The sequence below is a fragment of the Telluria sp. Soil_C_11 genome (assembly GCF_057657395.1).
In genome coordinates this window covers 105,724-129,923 of the sequence record NZ_JBDGIN010000011.1, presented here as the reverse complement: position 1 = coordinate 129,923, position 24,200 = coordinate 105,724, and the positions used below count along the sequence as shown (strand labels likewise).

At 67.3% G+C, this 24,200-nt stretch carries 21 protein-coding genes; 9 read left to right on the top strand and 12 right to left on the bottom strand.

Features of this window, described 5'->3' with window-relative positions; translation table 11 throughout:
* Positions 1-10: 10 nt before the first annotated feature.
* Genes AC3A6M_RS18105 through wrbA form a run of 3 tightly spaced genes read right to left on the bottom strand, consistent with a single transcriptional unit; the run spans position 11 to position 2,438 of the window.
* Complete coding sequence (locus tag AC3A6M_RS18105; protein ID WP_487854111.1) at positions 11-1,432, bottom strand: FAD-binding oxidoreductase; 1,422 nt, start codon at positions 1,430-1,432, stop codon at positions 11-13.
* On the bottom strand, positions 1,425-1,823 hold the full coding sequence (locus AC3A6M_RS18100) for a DUF2069 domain-containing protein (protein ID WP_487854110.1): 399 nt from the start codon (positions 1,821-1,823) through the stop codon (positions 1,425-1,427). The genes AC3A6M_RS18105 and AC3A6M_RS18100 overlap by 8 nt, the downstream gene beginning before the upstream one ends.
* Positions 1,824-1,826: 3 nt before the next feature.
* Complete coding sequence (gene wrbA, locus AC3A6M_RS18095; protein WP_487854109.1) at positions 1,827-2,438, bottom strand: NAD(P)H:quinone oxidoreductase; 612 nt, start codon at positions 2,436-2,438, stop codon at positions 1,827-1,829.
* Between the two features lie 71 nt (positions 2,439-2,509).
* Between wrbA and AC3A6M_RS18090 the strand changes: the two genes are divergently transcribed.
* Both AC3A6M_RS18090 and AC3A6M_RS18085 read left to right on the top strand, forming a co-directional pair.
* On the top strand, positions 2,510-3,895 hold the full coding sequence (locus tag AC3A6M_RS18090; protein ID WP_487854108.1) for a YihY family inner membrane protein: 1,386 nt from the start codon (positions 2,510-2,512) through the stop codon (positions 3,893-3,895).
* A gap of 124 nt (positions 3,896-4,019) precedes the next feature.
* Positions 4,020-6,017: a sensor domain-containing diguanylate cyclase gene (locus tag AC3A6M_RS18085; protein ID WP_487854107.1), complete on the top strand. Its 1,998-nt coding sequence runs from the start codon at positions 4,020-4,022 to the stop codon at positions 6,015-6,017.
* Here the strand turns inward: AC3A6M_RS18085 and AC3A6M_RS18080 are convergent.
* Genes AC3A6M_RS18080 through AC3A6M_RS18070 form a run of 3 tightly spaced genes read right to left on the bottom strand, consistent with a single transcriptional unit; the run spans position 6,007 to position 8,461 of the window.
* Positions 6,007-6,327: an Mpo1-like protein gene (locus AC3A6M_RS18080; protein WP_487854106.1), complete on the bottom strand. Its 321-nt coding sequence runs from the start codon at positions 6,325-6,327 to the stop codon at positions 6,007-6,009. The genes AC3A6M_RS18085 and AC3A6M_RS18080 overlap by 11 nt on opposite strands.
* A gap of 6 nt (positions 6,328-6,333) precedes the next feature.
* Positions 6,334-7,149, bottom strand: a complete 816-nt coding sequence (locus tag AC3A6M_RS18075) for an alpha/beta fold hydrolase (protein WP_487854105.1) — start codon at positions 7,147-7,149, stop codon at positions 6,334-6,336.
* Position 7,150: 1 nt separating this feature from the next.
* Positions 7,151-8,461: an O-acetylhomoserine aminocarboxypropyltransferase gene (locus AC3A6M_RS18070; RefSeq protein WP_487854104.1), complete on the bottom strand. Its 1,311-nt coding sequence runs from the start codon at positions 8,459-8,461 to the stop codon at positions 7,151-7,153.
* 229 nt (positions 8,462-8,690) lie between these two features.
* On the opposite strand from AC3A6M_RS18070, the gene AC3A6M_RS18065 reads away from it, so the two are divergent.
* Positions 8,691-9,143, top strand: coding sequence for a CBS domain-containing protein (locus AC3A6M_RS18065; RefSeq protein WP_487854103.1), 453 nt, complete (start codon positions 8,691-8,693; stop codon positions 9,141-9,143).
* A gap of 119 nt (positions 9,144-9,262) precedes the next feature.
* Here AC3A6M_RS18065 and AC3A6M_RS18060 read toward each other — a convergent pair whose 3' ends face one another.
* On the bottom strand, positions 9,263-11,548 hold the full coding sequence (locus AC3A6M_RS18060) for a putative bifunctional diguanylate cyclase/phosphodiesterase (RefSeq protein ID WP_487854102.1): 2,286 nt from the start codon (positions 11,546-11,548) through the stop codon (positions 9,263-9,265).
* A 175-nt stretch (positions 11,549-11,723) separates the two neighbouring features.
* On the opposite strand from AC3A6M_RS18060, the gene aroC reads away from it, so the two are divergent.
* Positions 11,724-12,815, top strand: a complete 1,092-nt coding sequence (gene aroC, locus AC3A6M_RS18055; protein ID WP_487854101.1) for a chorismate synthase — start codon at positions 11,724-11,726, stop codon at positions 12,813-12,815.
* Positions 12,816-12,977: 162 nt separating this feature from the next.
* Here the strand turns inward: aroC and AC3A6M_RS18050 are convergent, their stop codons facing one another.
* Positions 12,978-14,471, bottom strand: coding sequence for an HDOD domain-containing protein (locus tag AC3A6M_RS18050; RefSeq protein WP_487854100.1), 1,494 nt, complete (start codon positions 14,469-14,471; stop codon positions 12,978-12,980).
* Positions 14,468-16,234 carry a putative bifunctional diguanylate cyclase/phosphodiesterase gene (locus AC3A6M_RS18045; protein ID WP_487854099.1) on the bottom strand — a complete coding sequence of 589 codons (1,767 nt, stop codon included), beginning with the start codon at positions 16,232-16,234 and terminating at the stop codon, positions 14,468-14,470. Before AC3A6M_RS18045 ends, AC3A6M_RS18050 begins: the two co-directional genes overlap by 4 nt.
* 344 nt (positions 16,235-16,578) lie before the next feature.
* On the opposite strand from AC3A6M_RS18045, the gene AC3A6M_RS18040 reads away from it, so the two are divergent.
* From AC3A6M_RS18040 to AC3A6M_RS18025, 4 genes are all read left to right on the top strand, one after another.
* On the top strand, positions 16,579-18,282 hold the full coding sequence (locus AC3A6M_RS18040) for an isovaleryl-CoA dehydrogenase (protein WP_487854098.1): 1,704 nt from the start codon (positions 16,579-16,581) through the stop codon (positions 18,280-18,282).
* Between the two features lie 75 nt (positions 18,283-18,357).
* The gene (upp, locus tag AC3A6M_RS18035; protein WP_487854097.1) at positions 18,358-19,008 is read left to right on the top strand and encodes a uracil phosphoribosyltransferase; all 651 of its coding nucleotides are present in this window, start codon (positions 18,358-18,360) and stop codon (positions 19,006-19,008) included.
* A gap of 28 nt (positions 19,009-19,036) precedes the next feature.
* The gene (locus AC3A6M_RS18030) at positions 19,037-19,411 is read left to right on the top strand and encodes an Hpt domain-containing protein (RefSeq protein WP_487854096.1); all 375 of its coding nucleotides are present in this window, start codon (positions 19,037-19,039) and stop codon (positions 19,409-19,411) included.
* Positions 19,412-19,707: 296 nt separating this feature from the next.
* Positions 19,708-19,911, top strand: a complete 204-nt coding sequence (locus AC3A6M_RS18025; protein ID WP_036166698.1) for a cold-shock protein — start codon at positions 19,708-19,710, stop codon at positions 19,909-19,911.
* Positions 19,912-19,987: 76 nt separating this feature from the next.
* Here the strand turns inward: AC3A6M_RS18025 and AC3A6M_RS18020 are convergent, their stop codons facing one another.
* Positions 19,988-20,893: a LysR family transcriptional regulator gene (locus tag AC3A6M_RS18020; RefSeq protein WP_487854095.1), complete on the bottom strand. Its 906-nt coding sequence runs from the start codon at positions 20,891-20,893 to the stop codon at positions 19,988-19,990.
* Positions 20,894-21,055: 162 nt separating this feature from the next.
* On the opposite strand from AC3A6M_RS18020, the gene aceB reads away from it, so the two are divergent.
* Positions 21,056-22,645, top strand: a complete 1,590-nt coding sequence (aceB, locus tag AC3A6M_RS18015; RefSeq protein ID WP_487854094.1) for a malate synthase A — start codon at positions 21,056-21,058, stop codon at positions 22,643-22,645.
* 74 nt (positions 22,646-22,719) lie between these two features.
* Here the strand turns inward: aceB and AC3A6M_RS18010 are convergent, their stop codons facing one another.
* Positions 22,720-23,403 carry a DsbA family protein gene (locus AC3A6M_RS18010; protein ID WP_487854093.1) on the bottom strand — a complete coding sequence of 228 codons (684 nt, stop codon included), beginning with the start codon at positions 23,401-23,403 and terminating at the stop codon, positions 22,720-22,722.
* The gene (gene gloB / locus AC3A6M_RS18005) at positions 23,385-24,194 is read right to left on the bottom strand and encodes a hydroxyacylglutathione hydrolase (protein WP_487854092.1); all 810 of its coding nucleotides are present in this window, start codon (positions 24,192-24,194) and stop codon (positions 23,385-23,387) included. The genes AC3A6M_RS18010 and gloB overlap by 19 nt, the downstream gene beginning before the upstream one ends.
* Between the last annotated feature and the right edge of the window lie 6 nt (positions 24,195-24,200).

Genomic DNA, 24,200 nt, shown 5'->3' with positions numbered 1-24,200 from the left:
AGTCTCCTGGTCAAAGAATTTTGCCAGGGTTCATGATGCCCAGCGGGTCGAGCGCGGCCTTGATGGCACGCATCAGGTCGAGTTCGACTTGCGCCTTGTAGCGCGGCAGCTCGTCGCGCTTGAGGGCGCCGATGCCGTGTTCGGCCGAGATCGAGCCGGCGAAGGCGGCCACGCTGTCGTGCACGATGCGGTTGACGTCGCCCTGGTAGGCCAGGAAGGCGTCGTGCGGGGTGCCGGCCGGGGGCGCGATGTTGTAGTGCAGGTTGCCGTCGCCGAGGTGGCCGAAGCAGACCACCTGCACGCCCGGCCAGGCGTGCGCCAGCAGGGCGTCGGTGGCTTCCACGAAATCGGCGATGCGCGAAATCGGCACCGAGATGTCGTGCTTGATGTTCTTGCCGTCGGCGGCCTGGGCCAGCGGGATGTGCTCGCGGATCGCCCACAGCGCGCGCGACTGCGCGATCGAGGTCGCGACCACGGCGTCCTGCGCCAGGCCAGCCTCCAGCGCGTTCTCGATGGTCTGTTCCAGCAGGCGCACCGCATGCTGTTCCGACTCGTGGCTGGACAGTTCCAGCAGGGCGTACTGCGGATGGGTGTCGGGGAAGGGATGCGGCAGGCCGGGGAAGTGCTTGCCGACCAGGCGCAGGCAGACGTCGCTCATCAGCTCATAGCCGGTCAGGGTCGGGCCGGCCGTGTCCTGGGCCAGCTTCAGCAGCGCCAGCGCATCGCGGCAGCTACTGAGGGCCACGAGGGCGGTGATGCCGGCTTTCGGCTGCGGGTACAGTTTCAGCACCGCGCCGGTGATCACGCCCAGCGTGCCTTCGGCGCCGATGTAGAGGTCGCGCAGGTCGTAGCCGGTATTGTCCTTGCGCAGTCCGCGCAGGCCGTTCCACAGCTCGCCCTGGGCGGTGACGACTTCCAGCCCGAGGCAGAGTTCGCGCGTGTTCCCGTAGCGCAGCACGCCGGTGCCGCCGGCATTCGTCGCCAGGTTGCCGCCGATGGTGCAGCTGCCTTCGGCCGCCAGCGACAGCGGGAACAGCATGCCGGCGCGCGCCGCCGCGTGCTGGATGTCGTGCAGGATGCAGCCGGCGTCCACCGTCATGGTGCGGTTGATCGGATCGACGGCGCGGATCCGGTTCAGGCGGCGCAGCGACAGCACCACCGCATGCCCGGATTCGTCCGGCACGCTGCCGATCACCAGCCCGGTGCGCCCGCCCTGCGGCACCACCGGCACCCGGTGCGCGGCGCACAGGCGCACCAGGCCGGCCACCTGGGCCGCATCCAGGGGACGCAGCACGGCCCGCGCGCGCCCGGTGAAGCGGCCGCGCCAGTCGGTCAGGTAGGGGGCGACGTCGTGCTCGTCGACCAGTACGTGTTCATGGCCGATCAGCTCGCGGCAATGGGCCAGGAACAGATCGGATGCGGGATCAGTCATGCGGCACTTTGACCTTGTCGAGCAGCTCCTTGGCCAGCTTCTTCGCCTGCTTCTTGTACGGGCGCAGGTAGAGCAGGGCGAACACGAAGTAGCAGCAGACCAGCAGCACCTCGCCCAGCGCCATGATGCGCGACAGTTCGATCCGGTCGCTCCAGGCCCGCACCGCGCCTTCGACGAAATAGATCAGGATGACCATCGACGACCACTGCAGCGTGTACAGGTCGCGCTTGATCACGCCGCGCAGCGGCAGCAGCAGCGGTAGTGCCTTCAGCGCCAGCAGCGAGCCGCCCGGATGCAGCGGGGCGACCGCGATCTCCCAGGCGAGCAGCCAGACGCACAGGATGACCAGGCTGGTCACCGCCCCCGTATGAAATACCCTATGGACTTGCATTGCCTATTCCATCCCCTGCAGGTTGCGGCTGGCCAGCGCCAGGCGCCGGCCCAGCGCGATCGCCAGCCGCTTCTCGTCGTCCGTGATCGGGCGGTTGCCGTCCACGCCGGACCAGTGGGTCGCGCCGTAGGGGCTGCCGCCGCTTTCGGTGGTCATCAGTTCCGGCATGGTGTAGGGCAGGCCCATCACCATCATGCCGTGGTGCAGCAGCGGAATCATCATCGACAGCAGGGTCGACTCCTGGCCGCCGTGCAGGCTGCCGGTGGAGGTGAACACGGCGGCCGGCTTGCCCGACAGGGTGCCGGACAGCCACTGCGCCGACGTGCCGTCGAGGAAGTACTTCATTGCCGCCGCCATGTTGCCGAACCGGGTGGGCGAACCCAGCGCCAGGCCGGCGCATTCCGCCAGGTCCTCGAGCTCCACGTAAGGCGCGCCGCTGCGCGGGATGTCCGGCTCGGTCGCCTCGGCCACGGTCGATACGGCGGGCACGGTGCGCAGGCGCGCTTCAAGGCCGGGGACGCTCTCCACCCCCTGGGCAATGAGTTCGGCCAGCTTGCGTGTCTTGCCATGGCGTGAGTAGTAGAGGACGAGGATGATCAGATTGGTTGGGTTCATCGTTGGTATTATAGGGCGCTTTATAATATGACACGAAGCGCGACACGACCGCGCGCCACCCAATTTCACCGATGCTCTCGAAAACCGTCTCCTCCCTGTCCCGTTCCACCAGCGAGATGATCAACGTCAGCGTCGACATGGTGCGCGGACTCACCTGGGCGGACGTGCGCCACCTGGTGCGTTTCGCGCGGCGCCGCCTGACCGAGGAAAAGCTGCCGCAGGTGGCGGGCAGCCTGACTTTCACCACCACGCTGGCGCTGGTGCCCCTGCTGACCATCGTGCTGGCGATCTTCACCACCTTCCCGATCTTCGGCCAACTGCGCTCGGCGCTCGACCATTATTTCGTCCAGATGGTGATGCCGAAGGCGATCGCGAACACGATCACCTCGAACCTGACCCAGTTCGCCAGCAAGGCCACCCGGCTGTCGGCGGTGGGCGCGGTGGCCCTGGTGCTGACCACGGCGGCGATGATCAACATGATCGAGCGCGCCTTCAACCAGATCTGGCGCGTGAAACGTCCCCGGCCGCTGGTGCAGCGGGTGCTGATCTACTGGGCCCTGGTGACCCTCGGGCCGCTGCTGTTCGGCCTCTCGCTGACCCTGACCTCGCAGCTGTTCAGCGCCACCACCGGCCTGATGAGTGCCTTGCCCTTCTTCGGCGCGCTGGTGTATTCCGTGATGTCGGTGGCGCTGACCACCGGCGCCTATGCGCTGCTGTACATGACGGTGCCGAACCGCTGGGTCGACTGGCGCGACGCCCTGTGGGGCGGGCTGGTGGCGGCGATCGCCTTCGAGATCGCCAAGCGCGTGTTCGCGATCTTCATCCGCCAGTTCCCGACCTACGCCATCATCTACGGCGCGCTGGCGGCGCTGCCCCTGTTCCTGCTGTGGATGTACCTGTCCTGGCTGATCACCCTGGTGGGTGCGCTGCTGACGGCCGCGCTGCCGGTGGTGAAATACGAGCGCTGGTGGTACGAGCCGGTGCCCGGCGGCGCCTTCGTCGACGCGATGGCGGTGCTGAAGGTGCTGCACGGCGGCTCGGCCTTGAGCGGATCGGCGCTGGTGACCGGCGCCCAGATCCGCGCCCACACCCGCATCGGCTACGACGAGATGACCCAGCTGCTGGAGCAGATGGTGGCGGTGGGCTGGGTCGGCCGCGTCCACGCCGAGGAATCCATGCAGGCGATCCTGGGCCGCGGCGCGCGCGAAGGCGGCGACGGCTGGGTGCTGCTGGTCGACCCTGCGCTGATCCGCCTGTCCGACGTCTACCGGCTGTTCGTGTTCGGCGGCGCCGGCAGCGATGCGACGCCCGCACCCGGCGCCGGGGCTGCAGCGGCGGCGGGGGAGACGGTCACGGTCTCGCCGCTGGCGCTGGACACGGCCGCATTGGCGCGCAGGGTAGAGGCGGCGGTCGAGCGTGGGCTCGACCAGACACTCGCGGACCACTTCAAGAGTTAACGAACTGTTAAATTTCAGTGCCCCGCACGCACTGTTCTGTTTCCGTACGGACACGATTGAGTGTTGAATTGTGGAATCTAACGTTTCCTGATGTTACTATTGTCGGGAGACGTTTGGAGATCACATGGTCGTGCACCGCTTCCTTTTTGGCCTGCTGTTCCTGTGCTGGACGGCGCTGGCCCATGCCGGCCCGGGCGAGGAGGCGTTCGTGCGCGCACTCGCGGTGGCGCGCGAGGAAGCCTATGTGGCGCCGGCCCAGGCGCTCACGACCCTCGACCGGCTGAAGGAAGGGCGCAGCGGCGCCGAGCAGGCCCGGATCCTGATCGAGACCAGCCGCGCCTGGTACTGGCTCGGCGACCGGCACAAGGCCGTGGATGCCGCGCTGCAGGCCGAAAAACTCGGCCGCGCGCTGCGCGACGATGGCCTGCTGGCCGGCGCCATGCTGAGCCATGGCGCGGCGCTGTCCCGGCTCCTGCACGACCAGGAAGCGGCGCGCCGGGTGGTCGCAGAGGCGGCGCGCCTCGCGGAGCCCTCCGGCGACATCTATCTCAAGACCCGCGCGCTGGTCGCCCAGGGCTTGCTGGCCGAGCAGGATGGCCGCAGCGCCGACGCCCTCGACCTGACCGGCCGCGCCCTGGCGCTGGCCAGGACCGGCGATGACCCGGACGCCCTGGCGATGGCCCTGCGCGAACAGGCCCGCCTGCTGGCCGGGGTCGGCAGCCACGACGAGGCCCTGGCCCTGACCGACGAACTGGTGGCGATCGCCGGGAAAAGAGGCATTCCGGCCCTGCTGGCCCATGCGCGGCTGGCCGAGTATGCGGTCGCCGCCCGCGCCGGCCGCGCCAGGCGCGCCGAAACGGCGCTGCAGGCCGCCATCGACATCCTCGAACAGCTGAAGGCGCGCGAGCGGCTGGCGACGCCGCTGGCGAACCTGGCCGAACTGTATATCCAGGCGCGGCGCTTCGGCGAAGCCGCCCGGACCAGCGAAGCGGCGCTGCGCATCGCGCGCGAGTTCGGCGACGACACCGGCCGCAAGCTCGCTTCCTTCCAGCTGGGCATCGCCAGCATCTATTTCCGCGACATCCGCAACGGCAGGGCCACCGTCGAGGCGGCGCTGGCCGGCCTGCAGGACGACGAGCGCTACGTGCGCATGCTGCTGGAGTACGGTCACGCCCTGAACCAGGTGGGCGAGGGCGGCGTGGCCCTGACGGTCTATGAAAAGGCGGGCCAGGTGTCGCTGGCAGCGTGGCGCAAGGAAAAGCAGCTGTCTTACCAGGCGCTGCAGCGGGTCGTCGCGGACCAGAAGAAGCAGGCCGAACTCGCCAGGCTGCACCACGAGAGCGCGATGAAAGCGGCCGAGCTGGATACGGTCAAGCGAGTGCGCAGCCTGTGGGTGCTGCTCAGCGTGACGACCCTGGTTGCGGCGGTCCTGATCGCCCTGCTGTACCGGCGGGTGGCGAAGGCGAACGCCTCGCTGCAAACCAAGAACGAGCAGTTGTTCCGCCAATCCACGCGCGATTCATTGACCGGCCTGTTCAACCGCCATTATTTTTACGAGCAGGTGGTGCCGCGCTTCGAGGGGGAATCGGACCGTCCGGGCTGGAGCGCCGGCGTATTCCTGCTGCTCGATATCGACCACTTCAAGTCGATCAACGACCGCTTCGGCCACGGCGCCGGCGACGTGGTCCTGAAGGACGTGGCTGCGCGGCTGGCCGGCAGCCTGCGCGAACAGGACGTGCTGATCCGCTGGGGCGGCGAGGAATTCCTGGCCTACCTGCCGGGCGTGGCCGCCGAGGAGGCGCGCCAGGTCTGCGCGCGCCTGCTGGCCGCGGTGTCGGGCACGCCGATCGAAGCCGACGGGCGCGAACTCACCGTCACGGTCTCGCTCGGCTTCTGCCCGAAGCCGGCGGACGGGCAGGGCGCGCCGGACTGGCAGCAGCTGGTCCACCTCGCCGACCTGTGCCTGTACCTGGCCAAGACGGCGGGCCGCAACCAGGCCTTCGGCGTGCAGGACGCCACTGTCCTGACCAGGGAGGCGATCGCGGCCGCCGACGCCGACCTCAGGCAGGCGTCCGACGTCGGGCTGGTCGGGCTCGTCAACGTGAAGACGTTTACCAGCTGATCTTTCCTGTCAGCATCTGCCAGTACATCACCCAGTCCGCCCGGAACGACCACCACGGATTGCCGAAGCTCGCCGGCCTGTTCTTCTCGTAGACGAAGTGTCCGATCCAGGCGCCGCCATAGCCGCTGACCACCGCGAACAGCAGCCACCACGGATTCAGGCTGTCGATGTACTGGGCGATCGCGGCGATGGCCGAGGAGGTCCCGATGAAATGGGCGCGCCGGCACAGCCGGTTGTCGTGCTGGCTCAGGTACCAGGGGTAGAACTCGGAAAAGCTGTTGTAGCGCACCGCCGCCATCCTGGCCTCCATCGTCTTCTAGTTGCGCACGCAGTCGCCGGCGAACGCGCGCAGGGCGTCGAGCACGGCGTCGGGCTGTTCGGCCATCATGGCATGGCCGGCATCCACGGTGACGATTTTGCCATGCCTGAGCGCCGCCGTCAGCGCCTGCGCGGAACGTGGCGGGGTCATCACGTCGCGCGAGCCCAGCACGAACAGCACCGGGCAGGCGACGGCGGCGGCGGCCTCGCCGCCGTTGGCATAGGCATTGCAGGCGGCGAAGTCGGTGTAGAACAGCTGGGCCGGATTGCGCTCGGCCATGCGCTGCATCAGGCGGCGCGACAGGCCCATCGCCGACATTCCCGGCGCCGGGCTCGCGGGCCGCGGCAAGGGACCCGAGTGCGACCAGATGTTGACCATGTCGATCGCGGCCTGCAGCTCGTCCTTCGAGGCCGCCAGCAGCGCATCGGAGACCTTCATCGGCCAGGTCGTGCCGAGCAGGGCCAGGCCCGTCACCCGTTCCGGCGCGCGGTGTGCCGCTTCCAGTGCGACCAGCGAACCCATGCTGTGGCCCACCAGCAGGGCCTGGCGCGCGCCGGCCGCGTCCAGCAGGGCCAGCAGCCAGACGGCCATCGCCTCGACGGTGGCCAGCGCGTCGCCGCCGCTGCGGCCGTGGCCGGGCAGGTCGACCGCCAGCACGTTGTGGCCGTGGTGGGCAAGGTAGCGGCTCTGCAGGGCCCACACCGAATGGTCGTTCTGGGCGCCGTGCACGAACACGATGGTGGGCTGGGCGGCATCGAAGGCCTTGCCGCCGGTGTAGCAATAGACCGGGGCGTTCTGGACGTCGAGCATCATCTCAGGCTCCCTTCTGGGCCAGCTTCAGGCCGCGCGCCAGGTCTTCGATCAGGTCGTCCGCATCCTCCAGCCCCACCGACAGGCGGATCATGCCCTCGCCGACGCCGGCGGCCGCGAGCTGGCCGGCCGGCACCCGGAAGTGGGTGGTCGAGGCCGGGTGGATGGCCAGCGACTTGGCGTCGCCGACGTTGGCCAGGTGCGAGAACAGTTTCAGGCCGTCGATGAAGCGCTTGCCGGCCGCGCGGCCGCCCCGCAGGTGGAAGGAGAACACGCCGCCGCAGCCGCGCGGCAGCAGGCTCCTGGCCAGGGCATGGTCCGGATGGGTTTCCAGCTCCGGCCAGACCACGGACTCCACCGCCGGATGGCTGACCAGGAATTCGACCAGCTTGCGCGCGTTCGCCACATGGCGCTCCATGCGCAGGCCCAGGGTCTCGATGCCCTGCAGGATGGCGAAGGCGTTGTGCGGGCTCATCGCGGCGCCGAAGTCGCGCAGGCCCTCGCGGCGCGCGCGCAGGGCGAAGGCGCCGACGGTGGATTCCTCGGCGAACACCATGCCGTGGAAGCCGTCGTAGGGTTCGCACAGCTCGGCGAAGCGGCCGGTGCGCTCGTGCGCGCGCTGCCAGTCGAAGCCGCCGCCGTCCACCAGCAGGCCGCCGATCGCGGTGCCGTGACCGCACAGGTATTTGGTGGCCGAGTGGAACACCAGGTCGGCGCCGTGATCGAAGGGCTTCACCAGGTACGGCGTGGTGAGGGTCGAATCGACCATCAGCGGCAGGTCGTGTTCGTGGGCGATCCCGGCCACGCGCGGGATGTCGAGCACGTCCAGGCCCGGGTTGCCGACGGTCTCGGCGAACAGGACCTTGGTCTCGGGCCGGATCGCGGCGCGCCAGGCGTCGTGGTCGCGCGGGTCGACGAAGGTGGTGGCGATCCCGAAGCGCTTCAGGGTATAGGCCAGCAGGTTGTGCGAGCCGCCGTACAGGGCGCGCGAGGCGACGATGTGGCTGCCGGCCCCGGCGATGGTCGCCAGGCCCAGGTGCAGCGCGGCCTGGCCGCTGGCCGTGGCGATGCCTCCCACGCCGCCTTCGAGCGCGGCGATGCGTTCCTCGAGCACCGCATTGGTGGGGTTGGACAGGCGCGAATAGACGTGGCCGGCGCGTTCCATGTTGAACAGCGAGGCTGCGTGGTCGGCGTCGCGGAAGGCGAACGAGGACGTGAAATAGACGGGCGTGGCGCGCGCGCCGGTGGCCGGGTCGGGGCTGGCGCCGGCGTGCAGCGAGAGGGTGTCGAAGCCGGGATACCTGGGACCGCTCATGATCGGTTCATCCATAGTTGTGTAGACAAGCCGGCATCCTACCATCACGCTAGTGGCTTTTCATCATCATCCGCACGAGTTTGTTAGCGCGCAAGTCTGGCTTTTTTGAGAGGCATAGGCTAGAGTCGGCGTTATGTGTTGAACAAGGTCTCCGTACCTCTTGAATCCAGTGTCCAGTTCTCTCGTTCCCAGCGCTCCCGTACCACGTACTCACGACATGGTGACCACTATGAAAGTATCTGAAATCCTGCAGGTGAAGGGCGATATCCTCTACACGGTGTCTCCGGACACGCCGCTGGGCGACGCGGCCGCGACGATGGCGGAACGCGATATCGGTTCGCTGGTGGTGATGGAATACGGCGACCTGGTCGGCATGCTGACCTTCCGCGAAGTGATCAAGGCCGTCAACACCTACGGCAGCGTGACCGCCGCCGGCAACGTACGCAAGCACATGGACGACAGCCCGATCACGGTCACCCCGGACACCGAAGTCAACGAGGTGCGCCGGATCATGCTGGAAAAGCATGCGCGCTACCTGCCGGTGATGAACGCCCGCACCCTGCTGGGCGTGATCTCTTTCTACGACGTGGCGAAGGCGGTGCTGGAGGCGCAGAGCTTCGAGAACCGGATGCTGAAGGCGTATATCCGGGACTGGCCGGCGGAGCAGGCGGCAGAAGATTAAGCGTCAACGATTGAACCGTCGTTCCCGCGAAGGCGGGAACCCAAGTTCGTTGCTGACTGCCGGCGCTTGCTCGATCTACTCGGGCAAACTTGGATTCCCGCCTGCGCGGGAATGACGATTCAGGCTGCGCGGGTCAGGGCATCCTCGCCCAACCACTCCCTCAAAGCCTCCGGCGCCAGCGGCCGCGAGAACAGGAAGCCCTGCGCCAGCGGGCAGCCGAGCGCCTGCAGGATCTGCGCCTGGCGCTCATCCTCCACGCCCTCGGCGATGATCGACAGGCCCAGGTTGCGTCCCAGTTCGATCACCATTTCCGCGATGCTGCTGCCGCGCGCCGAGCCGGTGATCTCGGTGACGAAGGCGCGGTCGATCTTCAGGCGGTCGACCTGCAGGCGCTGCAGGTAGGACAGCGACGAGAAGCCGGTGCCGAAGTCGTCGATCGCGATCGAGACGCCGGTGCGCTTGATCGCCGCCAGGCGCTCGATCAGCAGGTCCGGCTCTTCCATCGCCATCGATTCCGTGATCTCGAGTTCGATCCGTTCCGGCGGCGCACCGGTATCCGCGAGGGCGCGCCGCAGCATGTCGAGGAAGCCCGGGTGGCGGAACTGCACCTGCGAGACGTTGACCGACATCGTGAAGTCGAGATGGCCCGCCTCGCGCAGGCGCATCAATTCGGCGCAGGCCCGGCGCAGCACCCATTCGCCGATCTCGATGATCAGGCCCGAGTATTCCGCGATCGGGATGAAGCGGTCCGGGGCTACCTGCCGGCCATCCTCGGTACGCCAGCGCAGCAGGGCTTCGGCGCCGAAGGGGCGGTGGGTGGCCAGCTCGACCTGGGGCTGGTAGGCCAGGAACAGTTCGCCGCGCGCGAAGCCGCTGCGCAGCGCGTGCATCAGGCGCACGCGTTCGCGGATCTCGACCCCCATCCCGCGCGAGAAATAGAAATGCCCGCCGCGCTGGCGGCTCTTGGCGCGCTTCAGGGCGATGTCGGCATCCTTCAGGGCATCGGCGCCGCTGCCGTCGTGTTCGCGCAGGCGCACCAGGCCGAGGGTGCTGGAGACCTGCACGTCCTGGCCTTCGATCGAGAAGGGCGCGGCGAACAGGCCGCGCAGCGCCTCCGGATCGACCTCGGCGGATTCGCCCAGCACGCAGAAGATGTCGCTGCCGATGCGCGCCAGCTGCAGGCGCGGATGGAGCAGGGCGCGCAGGCGCTGCGCGACCGCGACCAGCAGGGCGTCGCCGAACTGGTGGCCAAGGGCGTCGTTGATCTCGGAAAAATGGTCGATGTCGACCAGGCACAGCACCTCGTCGGCCATGTCCGCCGCGGTTTCACGTTTATGGGTCAGGCCGTCGTCGATCAGTTCGACCAGGCGGGTACGGTTCGGCAGGCCGGTCAGCGGGTCGTAGAACGCGGCGCGCTGCAGGTCGGTCAGCAGGGCCACGTTGTCGAGGCCGACCGCGATGTTCGAGGCGAACAGTTCCAGCAGGCCGCGCCGCAGCGGGTCGAGCGGCCGCTCCAATCCGATCCAGGCCGCGAAGTCGCAACGGGCCTTGCCGCCGAAGTAGAGCGTGAGGTGGCGCTCGCCGAACAGGTGGCGCTGCTCGCACAGGGTTTGGCGGATCGCGGCCGCGGGGCCGTCGCCAGTCGCGGCCAGCATGCCGGCCGGCGCCAGCGCGTCAGCATCGCCGCTGGTGGCCAGCACCTGCCAGGCCGCGGCCTGCATGCCGCCCAGGCAGGAGCACATCAGGCCCGGCGCCGGCTGGCCGATCAGGCGCGCCGCTTCGCGCAGGATGCCTTCCGCCATGCCGGACATCGAGCGCAGGGCCATCAGCTCGGCGTTCGCGCGCACCACGTCGGCCAGGCCCCGGCGGCTGGCTTCCAGCGCGCGGATCTGCTCGTAGGCGCGGATCGCCGAGGCCACCGCGGTGTACAGCTTGGTGCGCGTGAGTTCGGACTTGGTGCGGTAATCGTTGATGTCGTAGCCGCGGATGGCGTCCATCTCGGGCGTGTAGCCGGGCTGGCCGGTGCGCAGGATGATCCGCGCGTCGCGCAGCTGCAGGGTTTCACGGATGTGGCGCACCAGGTGCAGGCCGGCATCCGCTTCTTCCATCACGACGTCGAGCAGGATGACGGCGATGTCCCCTTCGCGTTCCAGCAGTGCGCGCGCCTGCGCGGCCGAGTGGGCGTGCAGGAAGTCGAGCCTGCGGCCGTGCACTTCCAGGCTGCCGAGCGCGAACGTGGTCGTCGAGTGGACGTCGGCGTCGTCGTCGACGATCATCACCCGCCACATGTTGCCGGGCAGGCCGGCTGCTACGTCCGTGGCGCCGCTGGGGGCTGCCGGCGCTTCGTCGACGAATACCAGCTCGTCGTCCTGCGCGGGGCCCGGGGGCGTCGTCGGTGCGGGCATTGCTGGGTCTCCAGTTGGCTTGGATCAATGAAATCTAGTATATCTGACTTGCTGACTCGACAGGAAAAAATTCTCCACGGCAACATTGCCGGCGTTGTTCCGATGCCGCTACCCACCGCAGATACCCACGTGCTGGTAAAATCGACCATTCCGTTTACTCAACATGCACGCATCCATGTCTGGCAATACATTTGGTAAGCTGTTTTCCGTCACCACTTTCGGCGAGTCCCATGGCCCGGCCATCGGCTGCGTCATCGATGGCTGCCCTCCCGGCCTGGCCCTGTCCGAGGCCGACATCCAGCCCGATCTCGACCGCCGCAAGCCCGGTACCTCGCGCCACGTGACCCAGCGCCAGGAAGGCGACAAGGTGCAGATCCTGTCCGGCGTCTACCAGGGCGTCACCACCGGCACCCCGATCGCGCTGCTGATTCCGAACGAAGACCAGCGCAGCAAGGACTACGGCAACATCGCCGAGACCTTCCGCCCCGGCCATGCCGACTACACCTACTGGCACAAGTACGGCGTGCGCGATCCGCGCGGCGGCGGCCGTTCCTCGGCGCGCCTGACCGCCCCGGTGGTCGGCGCCGGTGCGATCGCCAAGAAGTGGCTGCGCGAGCACTACGGCACCGAATTCATGGGCTGCATGTCCCAGCTCGGCGACATCGCCGTGCCGTTCCAGTCGTTCGAGCACGTGCACGCGAATCCCTTCTTCGCCGCGACCGCGGATGCGGACCTGATCGCGCGCATGGAAACCGCGATGGACGAGCTGCGCCGCGCCGGCGATTCGATCGGCGCGCGCATCGAGGTGGTGGCGAAGAACGTCCCGGTGGGCCTGGGCCAGCCGATCTACGACAAGCTCGACGCCGACATCGCCTACGCCATGATGGGGATTAACGCGGTGAAGGGCGTGGAGATCGGCGCCGGTTTCCATTCGGTGGTGCAGAAGGGTTCCGAGCACGGCGACGAACTGACGCCCGAAGGCTTCGTCGGCAACAACGCCGGCGGCGTGCTGGGCGGGATCTCGACCGGCCAGGACATCACGGTCTCGATCGCGATCAAGCCGACGTCCTCGATCCGCACCCCGCGCCGTTCGATCGACAAGGACGGCAATCCAGTGATGGTCGAGACCTTCGGTCGCCACGACCCCTGCGTCGGCATCCGCGCGACGCCGATCGCCGAATCGATGCTGGCGCTGGTCCTGATCGACCATGCGCTGATGCATCGGGCGCAGTGCGGGGATGTGCGGGTGAGTACGCCGCGTATATAACGTCGTTCGCGCGTTCCGCCGTCGTTCCCGCGAAAGCGGGAACCCATGCCGAGGCTCCGAAGCCGTTGTCTCGATGCCGTCGAGGTGCTTCGGATTGACGGATTCCTGGAACCCCGTATGGATTCCCGCTTTCGCGGGAATGACGTTCGTGTGCGCGACGAATCAGGCGCGCGTCGCCACCGCTTCCAGCTGCTGCCGCCGCTCGACCGAGCGCACCACCAGCGCCCGCATGTCGTTCAGCAGCGAAAACTCGGTCTGGCTCAGGAATACCGACGGGAAGCGGTCGTCCCAGTCGCCGTAGATGAAGCCGACCGGCTCGCCGTGCGTGCACAGCGGGATGATCACGAAGCAGCGCGCCGAACCGAGCGCGCCTTTCCACCAGCCGGGCAGCTTGCTGGCGAATTTGGGGTCGCGCGCGTTCTCGATGAAGATCACGCGGTCGCTGCCGAGGGCGGCGAAGAAGACGTTCGGTTCGTAGGCATCGTCGAACACCAGGTCCGGCTGCAGGTTCCTGGCGCCGTCGCCGAGGCCGATCTTGGCGCTGTACTTGCCGTCGCGGCGGCTGCGCAGGAAGCCGAAGGCGCGCGTGAACGACAGGCCGTGGTAGGCGGTCTCGATCGCCATCGACATCATCTGGCCCGGCGTCGCGCTGGCGGCGGCGTCGCGCATCTCGGCCACGCCGCTGACCAGGATCTTGTTGCCGGCGTCGCGCATGCGCACCGCGGCGGCGGCGCGCGCACGCTTCTCGGGCGGGTTCGCCAGCGGCGCGATCGACAGGTCGGCGGCCGCTTCGACCTTGGCCTGCTCGATGGCGCCGACGATGTTGTCCGGCTCGATGCCCAGCATCGGCGCGAAGCTCGACGCCAGTTGCGCGACCTGGTCGCTCGCGCGTTCGTCGCCGTGCCACAGCGAGTCCGCGCACTGCGAGGACATCGTGCCCAGCGCCGCCAGCCAGTCGTCGTGGCCGAAGGTCTCGCCGCGTTCGCCCGGCTCGACCCGGCGCATGCCGGCGATCAGGTTGCGCGGCAGGCCCCAGTGTTCGGCGGTGGCGCGCCCGACCTGTTCCAGGGTCAGTCCGAGCTGGTCGAGCGCGGCGGCGTCCTCGGCGCCTTCGCTGGCGGCCTGCTGGAGCAGGGTCCAGCGTTCCGGCAGGTAGAAGGTGATCATCATCCGGCCCAGCGAATGCAGGATCGAGCAGACCACCGCTTCTTCGGGGTCGCGCAGGTCGGCCTTCGCCGCCACCTGCTGGGCCACCATCCCGGCCAGCACCGCTTTTTCCATCTCGATGTGGGCCTGCAGCGAATCCGGGGTCGACTTGCCCAGCTCTTCGATCAGCTTCAGGCCCAGGGCCAGGTGGCCGATCGCCTCGGTGCCGAGCACCAGCACGGCTTTCGACACCGTGTTGATGCGCTGGCCGAAGGCCGAGTACATGCCGCTGTTGGCCAGCCGCAGCACCTTCTGGGTCAGGACCGGGTCGGACAGCACGGTCTGGGTCATCGAAAAGTCGCGCTCGTCCTCGCCGCGCATCGAGGCCAGGATGGCGTTGATGGCGCGCGTGAAGCCGGGCATGTCGCCGCGCCGGCGGATGCGTTCCCACAACAGGGCAAGGGTCGCGTCGGCCTTCGGCGAACGCTCGGTCTGGAGTGTCTGGATCATGATGTGCCCGCCCGCAGGTCGTCCGGCAGCAGCTCGGTGTACAGGTCTTCTTTCAGTGCGGCCATCGCGACGTGCGCCGACATCGGCTTGCCGGTCAGGTAGCCCTGCACGTAGTCGCAGCCGCGCGATTCCACGTAGGTGAGTTGTTCTTCGGTCTCGACGCCTTCCGCGACCACCGACAGGTCGAGGTGCTTGGCCAGGTCGAGCACGGCGTTGCAGATCGCCGCGTCCTTGGCGGAGGCGGGCAGGTCCTTGATGAAGGCGCGGTCGATCTTCAGTACCGAGATGGGGAAACGCTTCAGGTAGGCGAGCGAGGAATAGCCGGTGCCGAAATCGTCGATCGCGATGCGGGCGCGGCGCTCGGCCATCTTGCCGAGGATGCTTTCGGCATGCGCCGGATCGACCATCAGCGTGCCCTCGGTGATCTCGAGCACCAGCTTGTCGCCGGCGCTGCCGGAAAAGGCCAGGGCATCGTCCAGCACGGCCAGGAAGCGGTCGTTGCGGAACTGGCGCGGGCTGATGTTCACCGAGATGTACAGGTCGCGCCGGGCGACTTCCTCGAACTGGCGCAGCTGCACCAGCGCCGATTTCAGCGCCCAGGCGCCCAGCATGTTGATCAGGCCATTGGTCTCGGCGATCGGGATGAAGCGCACCGGCGGCACCATCCCGAGGGTCGGATGCTTCCAGCGCATCAGGGTCTCGAAGCCTTCGATGCGGCGCGTGCGGCTGCTGACGATCGGCTGGTAATACAGCAGGAACTCGCCTTCGCGCACCGCCTGGAACATCGCCGCTTCGAGCGAGATGTCGTGCTGGGCCGGGCCGGCCAGCGGTCCCGGCGCGCGGGTGCTGTAGACCATCGCGCGGGCGCCGCCGGTTTCCTTGGCGCGGCCCATCGCGCTGTCGGCCAGGGCCAGCAGGCGCACTTCGTCCTCGGCGTGCTCGGGATAGACCGAGACCCCGATCGAGGCGCCCAGGTAGACCGTGTGGCTGTCGATCTCGAACGGCGATTGCAGGGCCGCCAGCAGGCGCCCGGTGACCAGCTTGATCTGGGCTTCGTTGAAGGTGCCCGGCAGGACCGCGACGAATTCGTCGCCGCCGACGCGGGCCAGGGTGTCGCTGTCGCGCAGGGTCTTGCGCAGGCGGCCCGCGGCCATGCGCAGCACGGCGTCGCCGACCGGGTGGCCGAGGCCGTCGTTGACCTTCTTGAAGCCGTCCAGGCCGATGGTCGCGACCGAGAAGCCCTGGCCGGAGCGGCGCGCGTTGGCGATCACCATGCGGATGCGGTCGGACAGCAGCAGCCGGTTCGGCAGCTCGGTGAGGGCATCGTGGGTCGCCATGTGGCGCAGGCGCTGCTCCGTGGCGCGCTGGGCCGACATGTCGCGGCCTACCGCCAGCAGCTCCGGGCCGCCGTCGAGCAGGCTGACGCGCAGCTCGAACCAGGTCTCCTGGCCAGTGGCGGCCATGTCGCCGACGCGCAGGCGCGCTTCGACCAGCACCGGTTCGGCGCGCGCGGTGGCGTCGACGATGGCATTGCGCAGTGCGGGTTGGTCGATGTCGAGGGCAAGGGCGGGCAGCGGGCTGCCGTGCAGTTCTTCGTCCTTGCCGAGGAGCTTGCGGGCGCGCTGGCTGGCGTGGCGGATCAGGCCGGACGGATCGATCCGGAATGCGATGTCGCCAGCCGCTTCCATGAGCGCATCCAGCCCGTAGGCTGGCGGCGCATGACGCGGATCCTCGTTCGCTGCTGCTGGTGAACCGGGGCGCATTGTTGAAATATCTGCTTTCTTATCTTGGCCGGAACCAGGGATTCCGATGGAACCGCACGAGTGTACCAAATCCACCGGCAATGTATCACTGAAAGATTCTCGGAAGCATTAAAAAACACAAGCCCGCCTTGCGTTCCTTCTTCCTTGACGCCCCGCAGCTGTCGCTTGAAACAGGTCCTGCTTGCCCGGCATGGTGCTTTACGCTAGCCTTGTTGTCTTGTCGATAACTCGATCGCGCTGCCGAGCCGTTGCATTGTCGCCGATATAGTGCAATTAGGAAACTTTTCCTTCTCAGGCGCGATGCTTATGTGCAACAAACGGCCAACCAACCAGGAGGCGGGGACATGAACCGATTCGATACGCACGAGGTATTCAACCAGGCCGCGCCGTTCGGCGACGTGAACCTGTTCCGCTGCGATCCCGCCCTGCGCGAGGGGCTGGCGCGCGAAGGCGCCGGCTGGGCCGCCGGCATGCTGGACACGCTCGGCGCCCAGCTCGGCAGCAGGGAGGTGCTGGACCTGGCGCGGCTGGCCAACGAGTTCACGCCGCGCCTGGTCAACTTCGACCGCAACGGCAACCGCGTCGACGAGGTCGAATTCCATCCGGCCTGGCATCGCCTGATGACCCTGCTGATCGAGAACGGCGCCCACTCGCTGCCGTGGGAACGCAGCGAGGGCCAGCCGCGCCCGGGCGCCCAGGTCGCGCGGGCGGCGGCCTACCTGATGTTCGGCCAGGTGGAGAACGGCTCGCAGTGTCCGGTCACGATGACCTATGCCGCGGTGCCGGCGCTGCGCCAGAACGCCGCGATCGCCGCGCGCTGGCTGCCGAAGATCCTGTCGCGCGAGTACGACCCGCGTTCGCTGCCGGTGGCGGAAAAGCGCGGCGCCCTGGTCGGCATGGGCATGACGGAAAAGCAGGGCGGCACCGACGTGCGCGCCAACACCACGCGCGCCGCGCCGCTCGATCCGGCCGAGGCCAGGCTGCGTTTTGGCGAGCAGGGCGAGGGCGCATTCGTGATCGTGGGTCACAAATGGTTCTTCTCGGCGCCGCAGTGCGACGCCCACCTGGTGCTGGCCCAGTGCGACGCCGGCAGCAGCGCGGGCCTCAGCTGCTTTTTCGTGCCGCGCTACCTGCCGGACGGCAGCCGCAACGCGATCCGCGTGCAGCGCCTGAAGAACAAGCTCGGCAACCGTTCGAACGCCTCGTCCGAGGTCGAGTTCTGCGACGCCATCGGCTGGATGATCGGCAAGGAGGGCCGCGGCATCCCGACCATCCTCGAAATGGGCAGCCATACCCGGCTCGACTGCGTGACCGGCACCGCCGGCATCATGCGCGCGGCGCTCTGCCACGCCCTGCACCACGCGCGCGGGCGCAGCGCCTTCGGCCGGCCGCTGGCCGGACAGCCGCTGATGCAGAACGTGCTGGCCGACCTGGCGCTGGAATCGGAAGCCGCGATCGCGTTCGCGCTGCGCCTCGCGCGTTGCTACGACCAGCAGGACGATCCGGCGCAGGTGCTGCTGGGCCGCGTCCTGACCCCGGCCGGCAAGTACTGGCTGTGCAAGCGCGGCCCGGCCTTCGGCGGCGAGGCCATGGAAGTCATGGGCGGCAACGGCTATGTCGAGGACGGCCCGCTGGCGCGCCTGTACCGGGAGTTCCCGGTGAATTCGATCTGGGAAGGGTCGGGCAACGTGATGTGCCTGGACGTGCTGCGGGCCTTCGGCAAGACGCCCGACGCGCGCGCCGCGCTCGAGCAGGAACTGGGCCTGGCGGCCGGGCTCGACGCCCGCTACGACGCCTGGAGTGCGCAACTGCTGGACGAGATCGATGCCATGGCGGCGTCCGAATTCGGCGCGCGGCGCCTGGCCGAGCGGCTGGTGGTCGGGGTCCAGGCCGGCCTGCTGCTGCGCCATGCGCCGGGCTGCGTGGCCGATGCCTTCGTGGCGTCGCGCATCGCCCAGGACGTCGGCGGCGCGTTCGGGCGCCTGCCGGACGGGGTCGATTGTCCGGCGATCCTGGCGCGCGCTCTGGAAATTTCTTCAACAAGGTAGGGACAAATAGGTCCGCGGCTGGGATAATGCTCGTTTTTCAGCCACGGCTGGCCGCATTTATATAGAGTACCGATAATGAAACAAGATCCGCGTTTCCCTAGCCTGTTCATCCTGAACCATCCGCTCATCCAGCACAAGCTGTCGCACATGCGCGACCGCGGCACCTCGACGCGGACCTTCCGCGAGCTGCTCAGGGAGATCACCTTGCTGATGGGTTACGAGATCACCCGCGACCTGCCGCTGACCACCCGCGAGATCGAAACCCCGCTGATGACGATCGACGCTCCCGTCATCGCCGGCAAGAAGCTGGCCATCGTCCCGATCCTGCGCGCCGGCGTCGGCATGAGCGACGGCCTGCTGGAGCTGGTGCCGTCGGCCCGCGTCGGCCACATCGGCGTGTTCCGCGATCCGGAAACCCACCAGCCGGTCGAATACCTGGTGCGCCTGCCGGACACCAACGAGCGCACCTTCATCCTGTGCGACCCGATGGTCGCGACCGGCAACTCCGCGGTCTATGCCGTCGACGTGCTGAAGAAGCGCGGCGTGCCGGACGACCAGATCATCTTCCTGGCCCTGGTGGCGGCGCCGGAAGGCGTGGAGGTGTTCCACAAGGCCCACCCGAACGTCAAGCTGTACGTGGCCTCGCTGGACAGCCACCTGAACGACCACGCCTACATCATCCCGGGCCTGGGCGATGCCGGCGACCGCATCTTCGGCACGAAATAAAGCGATGTCGGCGGGTAACGAGCAGAAAATGAACGACGCGGTGGACGCCGGGTTTTTCGAACGCCTCGCGGAATTCAACGACAAGTTCGCGACGGCGCTGCCGCAAACGCTGGGACGGGTGTCGGTGGCGCGCAACGCTTTCGACACGCGCCAGCCGCAGCCGGAACTGATCCGGGAATTGCACGCGGTGCTGCACACGCTGGCAGGATCGGCCGCGACCTTCGGTTTCCGCATCCTCGGCCAGCAGGCGCGCAATATCGAGCAGCGCCTGCGGGTGCTGATGACTTTCGACGCCGTCGCTCCGGAAGAGTGGAACGCCTGGCTGGCCGAGCTCGACGTGTTCGTGGCCTGGGCCCTGCGCGACCCGAAGGGCGCCTATCCTAATGACGAGTCCGTTACCTAGATCCCGGACAAAAAAGCTGTCCAGGAGTCGTTTGATTTAGGACAAACTTGCCAATTGTCGATGACCTATATTCTGCGTACTGCCGACGCAAATACGGCGTCGTAAAAGTTGGCATTTGGAACGATTACGATTGCCGCGTTTTTATTTCGTGAAAACCGTGTCTTTTCTGGTTTATTCGGTATAATTAGGGATCGTTGGATTCGAGGTAGCAGTGCAGTTAGTCTGTCATTTGTTTCTTGCTTCTTCAAACGATCGTAAACGGACGCAAGTCCACTTCAACTGAAATAGGAAATAGTATGGCAACTGGCATCGTAAAATGGTTCAATGACTCCAAGGGTTTCGGCTTCATCACCCCGGATGAGGGCGGCGAAGATCTGTTCGCTCACTTCTCGGCGATCCAATCCCAAGGCTTCAAGTCGCTGCAAGAGAATCAGCGTGTTTCGTTCGACGTGACCTCGGGTCCGAAGGGCAAGCAAGCATCGAACATCCAGCCGCTGTAATCCTCGTGATACAACGCTGAATGTCAGCAAAAAATCCTCGGCATGTCCGGGGATTTTTTTTGCCCATCGATTTCTGTCACTTGTTCCGCCAATAATCTGGCTGCGAATAAGTGTGGCGCAGGAAATCGACGAAAGCGCGGATCCGCAGCGGCAGGTGGCGGCGCTGCGCGAATACCGCATAGATGTCGTTGCCGGGCGCCGCAAACTGCTCCAGCACCGGCACCAGCCGGCCCGCCGCGATTTCCGGTCCCACTTCCCACATCGAGCGCCAGGCCAGGCCCCGTCCCGCCAGCGCCCATTCGTGCAGCACGGCGCCGTCGTTGCAGACCATATTACCGCTCACCTTCAGGGTCACGATCCTGCCGTTCTCCTGGAAGGCCCAGCCGCGCTGGCTGCCCTCGCTGCTGATCGCCAGGCAGTTGTGGCGCGCCAGTTCATCGAGCGCCTGCGGCGTGCCATGGCGCTTCAGGTAGCTCGGGGCCGCCACCACGACGCGGTGGTTGTCGGCCAGCTTGACCCCGACCAGGCTCGAATCCGAGAGGGCGGCGATGCGGATCGCCACATCGACGCCTTCGCCGATCACGTCCACCACCCGGTCGTTCAGGTTCAGGTTGACGGTGACGTCGCGGTGTTCGAGCACGAAGGAGGGCACCAGCGGGGCTACGTGCTGGCGCCCGAAGCCGGCTGGCGCCGACACCAGCAGGTGGCCGGTGGCCCGCGCACTGCGCTCGGACACCGCCGCCTCCGCCTCTTCCAGTTCGGCCAGGATGCGCTGGCAATCTTCGAGAAAGGCCGCGCCCTCGTCGGTGAGGACCAGCTTGCGGGTGGTCCGCTGCAGCAGCTTGACGCCGAGGCGGCTCTCGAGGGCGTCGAGGCGGCGCCCGATCATGGCGGGCGCGATGCCCTCGGCGCGCGCCGCGGCGGACAGGCTGCCGCGGGCGACGACTTCGACGAAGGTGGAAATCTGGCGGAAATGGCCCATAAGTGCTTGCTTGGCTCCTCATCTGTGAGACTCATTTGTGACTTATACGCACAGATGAATATATTTTTTGTCTCGTTTAGTTTGGCAGAAGTGAATATACTTGACGAGATAGCAAACGCCAAGCCGCGTTGCATAAGATTTATATACTAAGAGGAGCATGCCATGACCATCGCCACCCCGTCCGGAATGGAGATCCGCGCCGAGATCAAACCCGGCTACGAACAGATCCTGACTCCCGAGGCCCTTGCCCTCGTCGCCAAGCTCAGCCGCGCATTCGAACCGCGCCGCCAGGAACTGCTGGCCGCCCGCGTCGAGCGCGCCAAGCGCCTGGATGCCGGCGAGCGCCCGGACTTCCTGCCGCAAACCGCCGACATCCGCAACGGCGACTGGAAGATCGCCCCGATCCCGAAGGCGCTGGAATGCCGCCGCGTCGAAATCACCGGCCCGGTCGAGCGCAAGATGGTCATCAACGCCTTGAACTCGGGCGCGGATAGCTACATGACCGACTTCGAGGATTCGAACACCCCGAACTGGGACAACCAGATCACCGGCCAGCTGAACATGCGCGACGCCGTGCGCCGCACCATTTCGCTGGAGCAGAACGGCAAGCAGTACAAGCTGAACGACAAGATCGCGACCCTGGTCGTGCGTCCGCGCGGCTGGCACCTGGACGAGAAGCACGTGCTGGTGGACGGCAAGCGCATCTCCGGCGGCATCTTCGACTTCGCCCTGTTCATGTTCCACAACGCGAAGGAACAGATCGCGCGCGGCGCCGGCCCGTACTTCTACCTGCCGAAGATGGAATCGCACCTCGAGGCGCGCCTGTGGAACGACATCTTCAAGATGACCCAGGACGAGCTGGGCCTGCCGCAGGGCACGATCAAGGCCACCGTGCTGATCGAGACCATCGTCGCCGCCTTCGAGATGGACGAGATCCTGTACGAACTGCGCGAGCACAGCGCCGGCCTGAACGCGGGCCGCTGGGACTACATCTTCTCGTGCATCAAGAAATTCAAGCTGGACAAGGACTTCTGCCTGGCCGACCGTCCGAAAGTGACGATGACCGCGCCCTTCATGCGCGCCTACGCCTTGCTGCTGCTGAAGACCTGCCACAAGCGCGGCGCGCCGGCGATCGGCGGCATGTCGGCCCTGATCCCGATCAAGAACGATCCGGAAAAGAACGCCGTGGCGATGGCTGGCGTGATCGGCGATAAGTCGCGCGACGCCACCGACGGCTACGACGGCGGCTGGGTCGCCCACCCGGGCCTGGTCGAGGCTTCGATGGCGGAATTCAAGAAGGTGCTGGGCGACCGCCCGAACCAGATCGACAAGCAGCGTCCGGACGTCGAAGTCACGGCCAAGGACCTGCTCGACTTCCGCCCGGAGACCCCGATCACCGAGGCCGGCCTGCGCTACAACATCAACGTCGGCATCCATTACCTGGGCGCCTGGCTCGCCGGCAATGGCTGCGTGCCGATCCACAACCTGATGGAAGACGCGGCGACCGCCGAGATCAGCCGCTCGCAAGTGTGGCAGTGGATCCGCTCGCCGAAGGGTGTGCTGGACGACGGCCGCAAGGTCACGGCCGGGATGGTGCGCGCCATGATCCCGGAAGAGCTGGCCAAGGTGAAGCAGGCGGCGCCGAACGGCGACAACCCGACCTATGTGCGCGCGGCCGAGATCTTCGAGAAGATGTCGACCTCGGAGGAGTTTGCCGAGTTCCTCACGCTGCCGCTGTACGAAGAAATCTGAGGTAGGGTGGGCCAATGTGCCCACGCGTGACGTTCGCGTGACGCCTGCTTCGGCGTGGGCACGTGGTGCCCACCCTACCGGCTGCGCTGCGCGAGCGCGGGCCGCTCTAAAAATTTCCTCAGCTGGTCTTCGTCGACCGCACCCCCATCGAGGCGCCACAACAGCGTCTCGATGCGGTCTCCACCCCAGAACAATTCCCCATCCAGCCGGAAGGTCGGCACGCCGAAGATGCCGTCGGCGATCGCCGCATCCGTGGCCGCCGCCAGCGCCTGCTTCACTGCCGGCGTGGCGGCGCGCTCCAGCAATGCGTTTCCGTCGAAGCCGGCCGCATCGGCCAGGCGCACGAGCACGGCCGCGTCCGAGATGTCTTCCCCGCGTTCCCAGCAGGCCTTGATCAGGGTCAGCGCCAGCGTGCGCCGTTCGGCGTCCTCGGGCAGGGCCGTGCACATGCGCAGCGCCGTCAGCGGATTGAAGGGATGGCCGGGCGGGCCGGCGAACGGCATGCCGCGCCGCGCCGCTTCGCGCATCACGTCGCGGAACAGGTAAGTGCGCTTGGCCGGCACCTCGGCCGGCCCCAGGTTGCCGTGCGCCTTCAGCAGGCCGGCGAACAGCACCGGCATGAAGCGCACCCGCAGGCCGGCGCCTTCGAGCCTGGCCAGCGAATCCGTCGCCAGCCAGGCATAGGGGCTGATCGGATCGAACCAGAACTCGACCTGCCTGGTCGGGGACGCGGCGCCCATCAGAACACGTTCTTCCATTCGCGCAGCGCGGCGAAGACCGCCACCGGCGTGGCGCCCGGCGGCAGCCGCCCGGCCGCGGCCAGGCTGGCGGCGATGGCGGGCTCGGTCGTGCGCAGGAAGGGATTGGTGGCCTTTTCGATGGCGATGTTCGAGGGGATGGTCGGCAGGTTGGTGCCGCGCGCCTTGCTGTCGGCCTCGAGCCGCATCCGCAGCGCCCGGTTGTCCGGCTCGACCGCTTCGGCGAAGCGCAGATTCGACAGCGTATATTCGTGGGCGCAATACACGAGGGTGTCGTCGGGCAGGGCGGCCAGCTTGGCGAGCGAGGCCGCCATCTGCTCGGGCGTGCCTTCGAACAGGCGGCCGCAGCCGGCGCCGAACAGGGTGTCGCCGCAGAACAGCCAGTGCGTGCCCGAGGGGTCGCCCGCCTCGTCGCGGAAGTAGGCGATGTGGCCGCGCGTGTGGCCCGGCACGTCCAGTACCGCCAGGTCCAGCGCCAGTCCCGGCACCTGTACGCGGTCGCCTTCGCCGAGGGGATGCGTCACCGCGGCGATGCCATCGTTGCGCGGTCCGAACACGGGTACGTTATATTCTGCAAGCAATTGAGGCACGCCACCAATGTGGTCAGCGTGATGATGGGTGAGTAGAATGGCGGTAAGGGTCAATCCATACGCCCGCAAGGCATCGAGGATGGGCTGACCGTCGCCCGGGTCGACCGCCGCCGCGTGGACGCCGTCATGGATAAGCCAGAGATAATTGTCCTTGAAGGCAGGGACGGTCAGGACTGACAGGTTGCTCGGCGAATTCGTCATAGGCTT